This window comes from Luteitalea sp. (genome assembly GCA_009377605.1).
GTDB lineage: Bacteria > Acidobacteriota > Vicinamibacteria > Vicinamibacterales > Vicinamibacteraceae > WHTT01.
Genome location: WHTT01000052.1, coordinates 1 through 13,754, shown reverse-complemented (window position 1 = coordinate 13,754; position 13,754 = coordinate 1). Strand labels below are relative to the sequence as shown.

The window sequence follows — 13,754 nt, the reverse complement described above, 5'->3', positions numbered from 1 at the left end:
TCCAGGCGCACGAGCAGGCCGGCCATCGGGCCCACACACGGTCACGGTTAACGGGGGTTCTGCGCTCACGGTCGAGAATGAGGTGAGAGACAACCCTTCATCGTCCCACCACTCATTGCGCGCCGTTCTGGTACGCGGCGTACGCCTGGACGATTTGTTGAACGAGCTGGTGCCGGACGACGTCTCGATCGGTGAAGTAGACGAAGGCAATGCCGTCGATGCGCCGGACGACCTCGAGCGCCTCGACCATACCCGAGCGCCGCCCTGGAGGAAGATCGATTTGCGTGATGTCGCCCGTAATGACCGCCTTGGAGCCGAAGCCGAGCCGCGTGAGGAACATCTTCATCTGCTCGGACGTGGTGTTCTGCGCCTCGTCGAGAATGACGAATGCATCATTCAGCGTCCGGCCGCGCATGAAGGCAATCGGCGCAATCTCGATGGTCCCGCGCTCGAGAAGCCGGTCCACCTTCTCGCCGTCCAGCATGTCGTACAGCGCGTCGTAGAGGGGACGCAAATACGGATTCACCTTTTCTTGCAGGTCGCCAGGGAGGAAGCCGAGCTTCTCGCCAGCTTCAACCGCGGGCCGCGCGAGAATGATCCGCGTCACACGCTTGGCCAGGAGAAATGCCACCGCCTGCGCCATGGCCAGGTAGGTCTTGCCGGTGCCCGCGGGACCGACGCCAAAGACGATGTCGTGCCGATCGATCGCCTCGAGATAGGTCCGTTGGTTCTTGCTCTTGGGAACCACGGAGCGTTTGCTGGACGCACGCAGTGTCCCCTTCAGAAAGTGATCACGAAGATCGATCTGGGGATCGTGCGCCACCAGGTCGGCGGCTGTTCTCACCTCGCCCGTCGCAAACCGATATCCTTCGCGGACCAGAGCCCCGAACTGATCGACGAACCGCTCAACGCGATCGAGGGCGCCGGGCACCCCGTCGACGAGCAGCTCGTGACCATCCGTGCGGATTTGCACGTCGAAGAGCCGCTCGAGCGCCCGGAGATTTTCGTCGTAGGCCCCGAAGAGCGTCTCGATGCCCTCATCCGGGACTGTCAGCTTACGAACAGAAGAAGCTTCGATCTGATTATCTCCTTTATTTACAGTATATTAAGACTTCGTTACTCTACCATGGGGACCCGAGAGCGTCAAGGCAGAGCCGTCCTACTCGCTCTTCAAGTGTAACTCTCGCAATTGGCGGTGGCCGACCATTGATGGCGCCCCAGCCATGAGGTCGACCGCGGCGGCGGTCTTCGGAAAGGCAATCACCTCCCGGATCGACGACTCGCCACACAAGATCGCGAGGATGCGATCCAAGCCGAGCGCGATGCCGCCGTGCGGCGGCGTGCCGTACTCGAGCGCATCCAGGAAAAAGCCGAATCGGAGCCGCGCCTCCTCGTCGGTCATGTTCAAGAGCCGGAAGATCTCGCGCTGCACCGCCGGATCGTGAATACGAATGCTCCCGCCGCCAATCTCGCTGCCGTTCAAGACGAGGTCGTAGGCTCGGGCCCGCGCCGCGGCGGGCGCCTCGGTCAAACGCGGCAGGTCCGCTTCGGCCGGCGACGTGAAAGGGTGATGCATCGAGACGTATCGCTCCGCTGAGCCGTCCCACTCGAACAAGGGAAAGCCGACCACCCAGAGAAACTCATACCCCCCTGGCGCGAGCAGGTCCAATCGACGCGCGAGCGAAAGCCGGAGCTGCCCCAGGAGCGCGGAGGTGGCGGCCGGCTGGCCTGCCGCGAGCACGAGCACGCCGTCGTCGGCCGCGCCGGCGGCCGTCAGTGCGGCACGCAGCATGGGCTCGCCCACGGCGCGTGCGTTGCTCTTGATCTCGCCTTCGCCGAGGCGCGCCCAAACGAGGCCCTGTGCCCCGAGCGCCTGCCCCTCGGCCACCAGGTCATCGAGCTGCTTCCGTGACCAGGACGCGGCACGCGGGACGACGAAGCCGCGGACAACACCCCCGTCGGCCAGCGCCTCTCGAAACGGACCAAATGCAGTATCCGCAAAGAGCTGCGAGAGATCCTCGATGGGCATGCCGCATCGCAAGTCCGGCTTGTCGGTGCCGTAGCGCGCGACCGCTTCGTCGTAGGTCATGCGCCGGAAAGGCGCCGTCACCTCGTGTCCGATCTCGCGGCACATCACGTCCATGAGCCCTTCGATGAGCGTGAAGACGAGATCCTCGGAGGCAAACGAGATCTCCACGTCCACCTGCGTGAACTCCGGCTGGCGATCGGCGCGCAGATCCTCGTCTCGGAAACACTTGACGATCTGAAAGTAGCGGTCGAAGCCCGCGATCATGAGGATCTGTTTGAACAGTTGTGGCGATTGCGGTAACGCGAAGAACTCGCCCGGGCGCACCCGGCTCGGCACCAAGTAGTCGCGCGCGCCCTCCGGCGTCGACTTGGTGAGAATGGGCGTCTCGATCTCGAGGAAGCCGTGCTCGTCGAGATAGCGACGCGTCACCATACTGACCCGATGTCGCAGTGCGAGATTGCGTTGCATGCGTGATCGGCGCAAGTCGAGATAGCGATAGCGCAGCCGCGTCTCCTCAGCAACCGGGGTCTCGTCCGCGATCTGAAAGGGCGGGCGCTTCGCGTCGCTCAGCAAGCGCAGCTCGCGAAGCAATACCTCCACGTCGCCCGTCTCGATCTTGGGGTTGAGCGTGTCGGCAGCGCGCGGTGCGACGCTGCCAGATACGGCCACGACCATCTCGGGCCGCAACCGCCGCACGCGCGCCACGAGCTCTTCGTCGTCTCGCGCCACCACCTGTGTGACACCGTAGCGGTCGCGGACATCGATGAAGATGAGTGAGCCGAGGTCGCGGACGCGATGCACCCAGCCCAGCAAGACGGCATCGCGCCCGGTGTCGGACGAGCGTAAGGCGCCACAGGTGTGCGTGCGATTGAGGTGTCCTAGGGGTTCCATGTAGTCTCGTTGAAAGTTCTAGCGGACCGCGGCCTCGGGCCGCGCTCCCCGACGCTCACTTGCGAGCCCCGAAACTTGACTCAACGAGTCAAGTTTTCGGCGCCTCAAGGGTTCTCGCGCCCAATCGTCAGCGTCCAGGACCGAGCGGCGGCATCGAGTGTCTCATTCTGCATCGGGCATCGACAGGAGTCTTCGAATCTGACCGGCCGCCTCGGATCTTCTCACGCCGAGCTGCCCGCCGCTGCGCATGTCCTTGATCGACACCTCGCCGCGTGCGCGCTCTTCGTCACCCAGGATGGCGACGCACGGCACGCCGCGCGACGAGGCGTACCGCATTTGCTTCCCAAGCTTCTGCGCCTCCGGGTACACGTCCACACGAAGGCCCGCGCGACGGAGGTCGTGGGCGAGCGCGAGCGTCTCGGCCATGGCCTCGTCGCTCCAGATCGTGACCATGACGTCCGCGGGGGCCGACGTCAGCCGCTCTGGAAACATCCCGCGCTCGGTCATGACCACGATGATGCGCTCGAGCCCGAGCGAGAAACCGCAGGCGGGGACCTCCTGGCCGAGGAACATGCCAACCAGGTTGTCATAACGGCCGCCGCCGCCGAGGCTGCCCGCCAGGTCAGGGACATTGATCTCCATGATCGCGCCCGTATAGTAGGAGAGCCCGCGGGCAAGGCTGGCATCGATGTGCACGCGGCCCGCCGCCGCCGTCGACTCGACGAGCCGCACGATCGCCTCGAGGTCCGCGATGGCGCGGGCGCCGTCTGCGTGCGCGCCGACGAAGGCTCGCATGCGCGCCACGGTCGCCGCGTTCTGCACTGCCGCGGGCTGCGCTGCCTTGGTCGACAGCTCCGCAAACAGCTCCAATAGGCGCTCTCCCGCGGACGCATCGATGCCACGTGACGCCAGCTCGCCGGCCACACCCGTGCGCCCAATCTTGTCCAGCTTGTCCAGCGCGACCAGCGCTGCGTCATGCGCGCCGCTCTCTACGCCGGCCGCGTCGAGAATGCCTGCGAGCACCTGCCGATGGTTCAAGCGCACGACGAAATCGCGAAAGCCCAGCGTCGCCAGCGCGTCGCTCGCCGCGGCGCACAGTTCTGCTTCAACGACCATGGAGCGCGAGCCGAGCACGTCGACGTCGCACTGGTAGAACTCGCGAAACCTGCCGCGCGCGGGGCGGTCCGCGCGCCACACTGGCTGGATCTGATACCGCTTGAAGAAGGTCGGCAGCTTGCCGCGATATTCGGCCACCACCCGCGCGAGCGGTACGGTGAGGTCGTAGCGCAGGGCCAAGTCGGGAAGCGCGCGCGCGGCAGTGCGTCGCATCTCCGCGAGCTTCGCCTCCCCCTCTTCGCCAAACGGCCCCCCCCTGAGCGGCTCGATGACTGCTTTGAGCAATACGTCGTTCAAGTCGCTCCCACGCCGCAATACCCTGAAGATGAGCTGGTTCCCCTCCTCTCCATATTTCCCCAGCAGCGTCTCGAGGTTCTCCACCGCGGGCGTCTCGAGCGGCTCGAAGCCGTATCGCTCATAGACTTCGCGTACGACGCCAATGACGTGCGTGCGCCGGCGTACCTCGTCTGGCAAGAAGTCGCGCGTTCCGCGCGCGGGCTGCGTGGCAGGCATAAAGAGCAGTGGCCAGTCGGTTGGATTATAACGGGATACGCGGCGTCACATATAACCAGTGATTATTGTTCGCTAAGAACTATAAATTTGACGACTACCGAGCGGTCTGAGAAGATTGTTCGGTAAGGGAAGCGCGAAAACGAGACTGTCCTCGTCTTCGCCAGCGTCAGATCCCGAAAAACGAGGGTTGTCCCCGTTTCTTACGGACGAGGCTCCATTGATCATCGCGTTCCAGGGCGAAGCCGGCGCATTCAGTGAAGCGGCGGCGCTGCAATTCCAGCCAGGCTGCGCGCTCATGCCCTGTCCTGGCTTCGATGACGTGTTTCGCGCGGTCGAGGCCGGTCGAGCGACCTTTGGCGTCCTGCCGATCGAGAACTCGATTGGCGGGACGATCCACCGCAACTATGACCTGTTGCTCGAGCACGAGCTCAAGATCATCGGTGATCTCGAGCTGAAGGTCGTCCACAGCTTGCTGGCACTCCCGGGGGCGTCGCTCTCCGACGTGAAGCAGATCTACTCGCACCCTCAGGCGCTCGCCCAGTGCGATCGCTTCCTGCGTCGGTTGCCCGGCATCGAGGTGGTGGCCACCTACGATACCGCCGGCAGCGCGAAGTTGATCAAGGACAGCGGCAACCGCAGCGCCGCGGCGATCGCCTCGGAACGAGCCGCGGAGGTCTTCGGTCTCGAGGTCGTCGAGACCGCGATTCAGGACTTCCAAGACAACGTCACGCGCTTTCTCGTGGTGGGCCGCGCTGGCGCCGAGCCGCCGGACGGCGCGCCGGCCAACAAGACGACCATCGTGTTCACGGTCCCGAACGAGCCGGGTGCGCTCTTCAAGGCGCTGAGCGTCTTCGCGCTGCGTAGCATCGACCTGACGAAGCTCGAGTCACGGCCGATTCCGGGCCGTCCGTGGGAATACTTGTTCTACGCCGAAATTGCGGTAGGCACGCACGAGCTCCGGTGTGGTCGCGCCGTGACCCACCTCGCCGAGTTTGCCCCTTCTTTGCGCGTGCTCGGCTCCTACCCATCGAAGTTGGTGCGCGTGGCCAGTTCCATCGCAATGGCCGAGTCAGCGTCAACGGCCGCCACCTCCGCACCAACACCAACTTCGTCTGCGAGCCGCTGATGACAACGATCGATCCTCGACATCGTAGCGCGATCATGCTCGATGGTCCGACGCGGGCCGGTGCGCGTGCGATGTTCAAGGCGTGCGGTCTCACCAACGCCGACCTGCAGCGTCCGCTCGTCGGCATTGCCAACACGTGGACCGAGATCGGCCCGTGCAACTTCCATCTCCGCCGCTTGTCGGCCGCCGTGAAAGAGGGCATCCGCGAGGCGGGCGGCACACCGCTCGAGTTCAACACGGTGGTGGTCTCGGACGGCATCTCGATGGGCGTCGAAGGCATGCGCGCCTCGCTCGTGAGTCGCGAAGTCGTAGCGGACTCAATCGAGCTCGTCGCCCGCGGCCACCATCTCGACGCGCTGGTGCTCTTGTGCGGCTGTGACAAGACCATTCCTGGCACGGTCATGGCGCTGGCGCGCCTCAACCTGCCGGGCGTCGTGTTCTACGGCGGCTCGATCGCCCCGGGAAGCTTTCACGGGCACGACGTGACGATCCAGGACGTGTACGAGGCCATCGGTGCCTTCGGTGCGGGGCAGCTGAGCGAGCGCGACCTGACAGATCTCGAGGACCACGCCTGCCCGGGCGCCGGGGCCTGCGGCGGACAGTTCACCGCCAACACGATGGCGACGGCCTGTGAGTTCCTCGGCGTGACCCCCATGGGCAGCGCCGGGATTCCGGCCACGTCCACGGAGAAGGATGTCGCCGCGCGCGAAGTGGGCCGGCTCGTCATGGCGCGGCTCGGCGACGGCGCGCGTCCAAGCGACATCCTGACGCGCCAATCGCTCGAGAACGCCATTGCCGGCGTGCTCGCGAGCGGCGGATCGACCAACGCCGTGCTGCATCTGCTCGCCATTGCACGCGAGGCCGATGTGACGCTCGACATCGAGGATTTCAACACCATCGGCACACGCACGCCGCTGCTCTGTGATCTCAAGCCAGGCGGCCGCTTCGTGGCACACGACCTCTACCGCGCGGGTGGACAGCGTCTCGTGGCCAAGCGCTTGGCCGAGGCGGGCCTGCTCCACGGCGATGCCGTGACGGTGACCGGCAAGACGATTGCCGAGGAGGCGACGCTCGCCACCGAGAGCCCAGGCCAGGAGGTCGTGCGCGCGGTGCAGAATCCACTCAAGCCGCGGGGCGGGCTCGTGATTCTCAAGGGCAACCTGGCGCCGGACGGCTGCGTGGTGAAGATCGCTGGTCACAACCGGTTGCAGCACCGAGGCCCGGCTCGCGTGTTCGAGAGCGAAGAGAGCGCCTTTCAGGCGATTCAACAGGGAGCCGTCCACGCGGGCGACGTCGTCGTCGTCCGGAACGAAGGACCACGGGGTGGACCAGGGATGCGAGAGATGTTGGCCGTGACCGGTGCGCTGATGGGCGCCGGGTTGGGCGACGCCGTCGCGCTCGTCACCGATGGCCGATTCTCTGGCGCGACGCGCGGCCTGATGGTTGGACACGTGGCACCCGAAGCCGCGGTCGGCGGCCCCATCGCCGCGCTCCGAGACGGCGATGTCGTCAGCCTCGATGCCGACCAGCGAACGATTGGCGTCGAGTTGAGCGACCAGGAGATCAAGGCGCGGCTGGCCCAGTGGACGCCGCCACCGCCACGCTATACGTCCGGCGTGCTCGCGAAGTACGCGCGACTCGTGTCGTCGGCGTCCCACGGCGCGGTGACGTCGGCAAATGGCACGTGAGATACCGGAGACGGCATTGCGCGCCCGACCTTCAGGTCGGGCGATGCGAGGAGACGATAAGTTCCTCGCGGAGACGAGAACCATGAAGAAAACCGGAGCCCAGATCCTGTGGGAATCGCTGGTGCGTGAGGGCGTGACCTGCGTCTTCGGCTACCCCGGTGGCGCGATCCTGCCCGCGTACGACGCCATGCTCGATTACCCCATCCGGCACATCCTGGTCCGGCACGAGCAGGGTGCAACGCACATGGCAGACGGCTTTGCTCGCGCGACGGGCAGCGTCGGCGTCGCCGTCGCCACGTCCGGTCCGGGTGCCACCAACATGGTGACGGGCATCGCCACCGCCATGATGGACTCCTCTCCCATTGTCTGCATCACCGGCCAGGTGGGCAGCAAGTTGATTGGCTCGGACGCATTCCAGGAGACCGACATCACTGGGATTACGCTGCCGATCACCAAGCACAACTACCTCGTCTCGCGGCCCGACGAGGTCGCACGCATGGTTCGCGAGGCATTTTACGTGGCGCGCTCCGGCCGGCCCGGCCCGGTCCTCCTCGACATCACGAAGGACGCGCAGCAGAGCTCGTGCGAGTTCGAGTGGCCCCCGGAGCCGAAGCTCACCGGCTACCGGCCCAACCACTGGCCGTCCACGTCGGATCTCGAGCGAGCCGCGGAGCTGGTCCGCGCGGCAAAGCGCCCGGTGATTCTGGCGGGCCACGGCATCCTGCTGTCCGGCGCGATGGATGTGGTGCATCGCTTCGCCGAGCATGCGCACATCCCCGTCGCCATGACGCTGCTCGGTCTTGGCGGCTTCCCGGCGAGCCACCCGCTGAACCTGGGCATGATGGGCATGCACGGCGAGGCCTGGGTGAACACGGCGATCCAGGAAGCGGACCTGCTGCTCGCCTTCGGCATGCGTTTCGACGACCGCGTGACCGGGAACTTGAAGACGTATGCGCCGCATGCCCGCAAGGTCCACATCGAGATCGATCCGGCCGAGATCAACAAGAACGTCAAGGTGGACGTCGGCCTGGTCGGGGATCTCAGGGATGTCCTGGAGGAGCTGCTCCCCTACATCGACGCCTGCGATCGCACCGAGTGGACCGAGCACATCTCGCACCTCAAAGGCGACAGCGCGGTACGCGACATCCAGAACCTTCCCGACAACGGACATCTCTACGCCGCGCACGTCATCCATGACATTTGGAAGACGACCAACGGCGAGGCGATCGTCGTGACCGACGTGGGACAGCACCAGATGTGGGAGGCCCAGTACTATCATCACGAGCGACCGCGCACCCTCATCACGTCCGGCGGCCTCGGCACCATGGGCTTCGCGCTCCCGGCGGCCATTGGCGCGAAGGTCGGCCGGCCGGACGCAGAGGTCTGGGTGGTCGTGGGCGACGGGGGCTTCCAGATGACGATGGCCGAGCTGGCAACCATTGCCCAGGAGAACATCGACATCAACGTCGCGATCATCAACAACGGCTATCTCGGCATGGTGCGCCAGTGGCAGGAGTTCTTCTACGAGCGCCGCTACGCCGCCACGCCGCTGGTCAATCCCGACTTCGCGAAGCTGGCCGAAGCGTTTGGGCTGAAGGGCGCGCGCGTGCGGTCGCGCGCCGAGGTCGTGCCGGCGGTGCAGGCGGCGCGTGAGTCGGAGGGCACGTCGGTCATCGACTTCCAGGTCGAGCAGGAGGATTCGGTGTTTCCGATGGTGCCTGCCGGTGCGGACCTGGACGCGATGATTCGGCGGCCCAGCGCGATTGTCGAAACGGGAGCGGACGTATGAATACCTTCGTCGTCCTCGTCGAAAACGTGCCGGGTGTGCTGACCAGAGTGGCGTCGTTGTTTCGTCGCCGTGGCTTCAACATCGAATCGCTGACGGTCGGCCACACCGCGGTGCCTGGCGTGTCCCGAATGACGATTGTCGTCGACACCGACGAGCTCGGCGCTCGCCGTGTCGAGGCCAATCTTTACAAGCTGATCAACGTGCTGCGGGTGGACAACGTCACGAGCACCCCGACCGTGCTGCGCGATCTGGCGCTCATCAAGGTCAGCGCCACACCGGAGACACGGGCGCACCTCATGCAGCTGGTGGAGGTGTATCGCGCGCGTGTGGTGGATGTATCTCCCAGCTCGCTGGTCGTCGAGAGCACCGGCACCGAGGAGAAGATCGACAGCTTCGTCGAGGTGCTGCGGCCATATGGCGTCCTCGAGATGGCGCGGACCGGGACCATTGCGATGGTGCGAGGCGGCGCCACATCCACCGAAGGCGTCTCGGTCAGCAACGGCGCGAGCCACACCGAGCACCCGACCGACGATGTGTCGGTTTCATATTCCGTGTAGCGGCCGTCGCGGACGCCCGTCGCCAGGCCTTTAGGCCTGCCAACTGCAGGCCAGGCAGGCCTAAAGGCCTGCGCTACGACTGTCCATTCAAAAGAGTTTAGGTCCGAATTGGAGACTGTAACGTGGCCAATATCTACTACGACAAAGACGCTGACCTCTCACTCATCCAGGGCAAGAACGTCGCCATCATCGGCTACGGGTCCCAGGGACACGCCCATGCGCTCAATCTCAAGGACAGCGGGGTTGCGGTGCGCGTCGGCCTGCGGCCCGGCAGCCGGTCGGCCGCCGTGGCGCAGAGCGCGGGACTCGAGGTCGCCAGCATCTCGGATGCGGTGTCGTGGGCGGATGTGGTGATGATTCTTGCGCCAGACACGGCGCAGTCCAAGCTCTACACGCGTGACGTCGCGCCCCATCTCACGGCGGGCAAGATGTTGATGTTCGCGCATGGCTTCAACATTCGCTTCGGCACCATCGTGCCGCCTGGCGATGTCGACGTCACGATGATCGCGCCCAAGTCGCCGGGCCATCGTGTTCGCGAAGTCTTTATCGAAGGCGGCGGCGTGCCGGCAATTCTCGCCGTGCATCAGGACGCGACCGGACGAGCCAAGGCGCTTGCGCTCTCGTATGCGGCGGCGCTCGGCGTGGCGCGCGCGGGCGTCATCGAGACCACGTTTGCCGAAGAGACCGAGACCGACCTGTTCGGCGAGCAAGCCGTGCTCTGCGGCGGTGTGAGCGCCCTGGTCAAGGCAAGCTTCGAAACGCTGGTCCAGGCCGGCTATCAGCCGGAGATCGCGTACTTCGAATGCCTGCACGAGCTGAAGCTCATCGTCGATCTGATGTACCGCGGCGGTCTCAACTACATGCGCTACTCGGTGAGCGACACCGCCGAGCACGGCGACTACACGGCCGGGCCGCGGATCATCACCGATGAGACACGCCGCGCCATGCAGCAGCTGCTCAAAGAGGTGCAGGACGGCACGTACGCGCGCAAGTGGATCGAGGAGAACGAAAAGGGTCGCCCGTGGTTCAACGAGGTTCGCCGAACCGAGCAGCAACAAACGCTCGAGCAGGTCGGCGCACGTCTCCGCGACATGATGCCGTTCCTCGACCCGGTCAAACACACGCCAGACGAGATGAACCAGCCGACGTCGGTTGCGTAGTCCTCGCGGCGGTTCGTTCCGCCGTGCTACCGCTCACCCTCTGCAGGTCGTTCCCGCGCCAGGGCAGCGAGCGGATACTGCCGGCGCTTCTCGGCGTTCGGGGCCTGCTCCAACACTCCGGGACGAAGAAGTGATGGTAGAGGGATGTTCACGCCGTCCGTGGATGGTGACGAGGTCCGCGAAGGCGCTTCTGGACCTTTCCCCACAACTCTGCCCAGTTGCCAGACCGGACCAACCGCAGGGCGGTTTGGGCCGGGCTCATCTCAGTGCTTCGAGCCAGCACGTACGGTTGCTGCCGCCATTCCCGCGTGGTCGATCCTTCCGCCAGCTTCCGAAAGAGCGCGGTCCGTCCATCGAGCTCGCGCAGAAATTCCCACGCTGCATCTTGTTTCAGAAAGTCCCGGAGCACGCCTCCCGTCCAGACATGCGTGTCGTCCACCACGAGCAAGCCGCCCATCTTGAGCAACGGCTCGGTATAGTGCCAATCGATGAATGGCGCGGCGAAGCCGTGTCGCCCATCGATGAGGGCGGCATCCAGCTTCTCGCACTGCAAGCTCGGTAAGCAGCGCTCGCTCGGCTCGGCGATCAGCCGCAGGTGGTCGACGCTCGTCGCGTGGGCCGCGCACCAGGCCCGGATGCGCTCGAACAGCCCCTCGTCTGGCGCGATCGCAATATGCCGCCATCCCTTCACCGCGAAAAAGAGCGTGCTCACCCCAGCCCCGGTCTCGAGCGTGCGAGCCTCGGCCGGCAGTCTTCGATCCAACTCCCGCAAGACAGCCTGGCTGATGCTGTAGGAGAATGGTTGCCCTGCTCTGACGTGCAGGGAAGGCGGATTCGCGAGTAGTTCGTCCACATTCATCGGGCCGATTCCTTCGTGCCGTGCGGCTGCCCCAGCTCGCCACCAGAAACGACGCGTGGCCAACGCGTAGTCATTATCGTCGAATCGGACCTGCCAGCGGAGCCCTGTCCGTGCTGAGCACCCAGAGCGCCTCCCACAACGTGAGTCCCCGGCCCGTGTCATGGCTGTCGAGCACGGTTCCTCGGCGCCCCATATCACCCGCGCCCAACTTCGAGCGCAACGTCGTCCCAATATACGAACTGTGACCCCGCACCACCGGTGCTCTCGAGGCTGATTACAACCCAGCTTCGCCTTGGCGTGAACGTGACGTTCAGGTGTTGATACGCTCCGCTCACGGTTGTGATCTCTGCCGCTTCCCGCTCACCATCCAGGTGATCGAAGCCGAGCGCCCGCAGCGTCGCCGTCGCGCCAGGCGCGGAGATCTTGGCCCAGGCGCTCAGCGTGTAGCGTTGCCCCGGCTTCAGCAGGTCGACTACCTGCCGAACTCGATTCGTCGCACCAGCCGTGAGTCGCAGGTACCCGGGTCCGGTCCGCGCATCCGCGCCGTCGGTCAGAAAGTCGACACGCGCATATTCTGCGGGAAGCGGGGTTGTCTGTGGCATCCGCCAGTACACGATCCAATCGCTGTCCGGATCATTCCGGCTCTCGAAGCCGGCGTTCCGGAGGCCGCGCTCGATTTCGACCTTGCTGACGGTCGCAAAGTACGGCTGCCATCGCGTAATCGCATACGGAGGGGACCGCTTGACGTGCGCGACATCCCATTTGCTTCCGCCCGTACTGCCGATGCTGTAGTACTTGGTCGTCGCGAGGCCGTACCGTTTCTGTTGAATGCGGTTGAGGGCCACCCATTTGGCCTGATATTCACGATCACTCCAGCGAGTCGGGTGCGGCGCCGTCATGTCCACCCCGGTCTCGCTCGACGAGATCGGGAGGATAGGGTATCCGAACCGCGCATGCGCCTGTTTCATCCATCGCCACGGTGTGCTCAAGACGTCTTCATCGGTCTGGCCTGCGCCATAGTGGTGGATCCCGAGTAAGTCGACGTTCCGCGTGATCCCCGCGTTGATCATGTTTCGCAGGTAGCGCACGTTCGGGGCACTCACCGGCGCGCTCTCGAGGATGGCCTTCGGATGCCATTCATCGCGTTCCTCGCGCCAAATCCGTTCCATGTCGATCAAGTCGCCAATCGAGATTCTTGGCCCGCCACGATCCGGCTCATTGGTTCCCGAGAAGTAGAAGATGCGGGCTCGATAGTGCCGGAACACGCCACGGCAGAACCAACGCCAATTGGCGCGCCATGCAGCTCCTGAGTTGCCCTTCTCGACATGCTGTGTCGGGTTCATCGGGCAATGAATGACGAGACCAGCGTCCAGATGAGCATCGACGACACGCTCCCGGCGGCTCCAGCGAAAGGAGGCACTCTGGGCTCGGCCGCCGACGTTGTTCATCGCCATACGAACGGTGCCGAGATTGAGCTCGCGGATCAGTCGATTCGCCGCGTCGACGTACTCGTCATCGGTGAAGAAGTGCGTGTTGGCGTTGATGCCGGCCCACGGACCGATATCGAGCATATCCGAGGCGGGTCCGGTGTCGGCGAGCGATGTGGTGCTTCGGGTGCTGTTGGACTGCTGGCGACTATTGCCGAGCGCCGCACGCGCAGCCGTCATGAGGAGCAGCGCGCCACCAGTGCGCAGCAGCTCCCGTCGGCTGGGGACGAGCCTAGATGGCATCCGTACTCTCACTCTTCTCCCAGGCTATAGCGCGGACACCCTCCGCCGGAGGCGTCGCACGGCGCGGGAGGCCAGCCTTAGGACCCGTGCAGAATCAAGTTGTTCGAACGTTCATGGTCGCGTTCTGTGGGTTGTGCGAAGACAAAGGAATCGACATGACGATCAACCTGTGATCTGCTATCGGGTGCATGGTTGATGAAGAAGCGATTATTCGCACCAAGTTCGTCGCCCTGAGCCCGGTTATGGATGAGCGGCTGACGCGATTGTGGGCGGGGGCAGAGGCCGACGCGTTGGGC

General features: G+C 64.9%; 10 protein-coding genes. 5 read left to right on the top strand and 5 right to left on the bottom strand.

The features are described 5' to 3' along the window. Positions 1–112: 112 nt before the first annotated feature. The 3 genes from GEV06_17295 to hisS form a co-directional block, all read right to left on the bottom strand. A complete protein-coding gene (locus GEV06_17295; protein ID MPZ19653.1) occupies positions 113–1,078 on the bottom strand; it encodes an AAA family ATPase in 966 nt (321 codons plus the stop codon). 81 nt (positions 1,079–1,159) lie between these two features. After that, complete coding sequence (gene aspS, locus GEV06_17290; GenBank protein ID MPZ19652.1) at positions 1,160–2,920, bottom strand: aspartate--tRNA ligase; 1,761 nt, start codon at positions 2,918–2,920, stop codon at positions 1,160–1,162. Positions 2,921–3,082: 162 nt separating this feature from the next. Continuing rightward, entirely contained in the window at positions 3,083–4,549 is a 1,467-nt protein-coding gene (hisS, locus tag GEV06_17285) for a histidine--tRNA ligase (protein ID MPZ19651.1), read from the bottom strand. 217 nt (positions 4,550–4,766) lie between these two features. Between hisS and pheA the strand changes: the two genes are divergently transcribed. The 5 genes from pheA to ilvC all read left to right on the top strand — a co-directional run bounded on the left by pheA (position 4,767) and on the right by ilvC (position 10,869). Further along, positions 4,767–5,675, top strand: a complete 909-nt coding sequence (pheA, locus tag GEV06_17280) for a prephenate dehydratase (protein MPZ19650.1) — start codon at positions 4,767–4,769, stop codon at positions 5,673–5,675. Further along, complete coding sequence (gene ilvD / locus GEV06_17275) at positions 5,675–7,363, top strand: dihydroxy-acid dehydratase (GenBank protein ID MPZ19649.1); 1,689 nt, start codon at positions 5,675–5,677, stop codon at positions 7,361–7,363. Before pheA ends, ilvD begins: the two co-directional genes overlap by 1 nt. An 82-nt stretch (positions 7,364–7,445) precedes the next feature. Beyond that, positions 7,446–9,152 (top strand): biosynthetic-type acetolactate synthase large subunit, encoded by a 1,707-nt coding sequence (gene ilvB, locus GEV06_17270; GenBank protein MPZ19648.1) that lies wholly within the window; start codon positions 7,446–7,448, stop codon positions 9,150–9,152. Continuing rightward, positions 9,149–9,709: an acetolactate synthase small subunit gene (gene ilvN / locus GEV06_17265; protein ID MPZ19647.1), complete on the top strand. Its 561-nt coding sequence runs from the start codon at positions 9,149–9,151 to the stop codon at positions 9,707–9,709. The genes ilvB and ilvN overlap by 4 nt, the downstream gene beginning before the upstream one ends. A 122-nt stretch (positions 9,710–9,831) precedes the next feature. Continuing rightward, the gene (gene ilvC / locus GEV06_17260; GenBank protein ID MPZ19646.1) at positions 9,832–10,869 is read left to right on the top strand and encodes a ketol-acid reductoisomerase; all 1,038 of its coding nucleotides are present in this window, start codon (positions 9,832–9,834) and stop codon (positions 10,867–10,869) included. A gap of 148 nt (positions 10,870–11,017) precedes the next feature. Here ilvC and GEV06_17255 read toward each other — a convergent pair whose 3' ends face one another. Together GEV06_17255 and GEV06_17250 are read right to left on the bottom strand one after the other, a co-directional pair. Then, positions 11,018–11,890 carry a class I SAM-dependent methyltransferase gene (locus GEV06_17255; GenBank protein ID MPZ19645.1) on the bottom strand — a complete coding sequence of 291 codons (873 nt, stop codon included), beginning with the start codon at positions 11,888–11,890 and terminating at the stop codon, positions 11,018–11,020. A 32-nt stretch (positions 11,891–11,922) separates the two neighbouring features. Next, positions 11,923–13,458 (bottom strand): hypothetical protein, encoded by a 1,536-nt coding sequence (locus GEV06_17250; GenBank protein MPZ19644.1) that lies wholly within the window; start codon positions 13,456–13,458, stop codon positions 11,923–11,925. Between the last annotated feature and the right edge of the window lie 296 nt (positions 13,459–13,754).

What these genes read in the sequence shown, in the direction of transcription:
- GEV06_17255 (MPZ19645.1), bottom strand. Translation starts at nt 11,890, where the DNA reads ATGACACGGGCCGGGGACTCACGTTGTGGGAGGCGCTCTGGGTGCTCA.
- hisS (MPZ19651.1), bottom strand. Translation starts at nt 4,549, where the DNA reads ATGCCTGCCACGCAGCCCGCGCGCGGAACGCGCGACTTCTTGCCAGAC.
- ilvD (MPZ19649.1), top strand. Translation starts at nt 5,675, where the DNA reads ATGACAACGATCGATCCTCGACATCGTAGCGCGATCATGCTCGATGGT.
- aspS (MPZ19652.1), bottom strand. Translation starts at nt 2,920, where the DNA reads ATGGAACCCCTAGGACACCTCAATCGCACGCACACCTGTGGCGCCTTA.
- GEV06_17250 (MPZ19644.1), bottom strand. Translation starts at nt 13,458, where the DNA reads ATGCCATCTAGGCTCGTCCCCAGCCGACGGGAGCTGCTGCGCACTGGT.
- ilvN (MPZ19647.1), top strand. Translation starts at nt 9,149, where the DNA reads ATGAATACCTTCGTCGTCCTCGTCGAAAACGTGCCGGGTGTGCTGACC.
- ilvB (MPZ19648.1), top strand. Translation starts at nt 7,446, where the DNA reads ATGAAGAAAACCGGAGCCCAGATCCTGTGGGAATCGCTGGTGCGTGAG.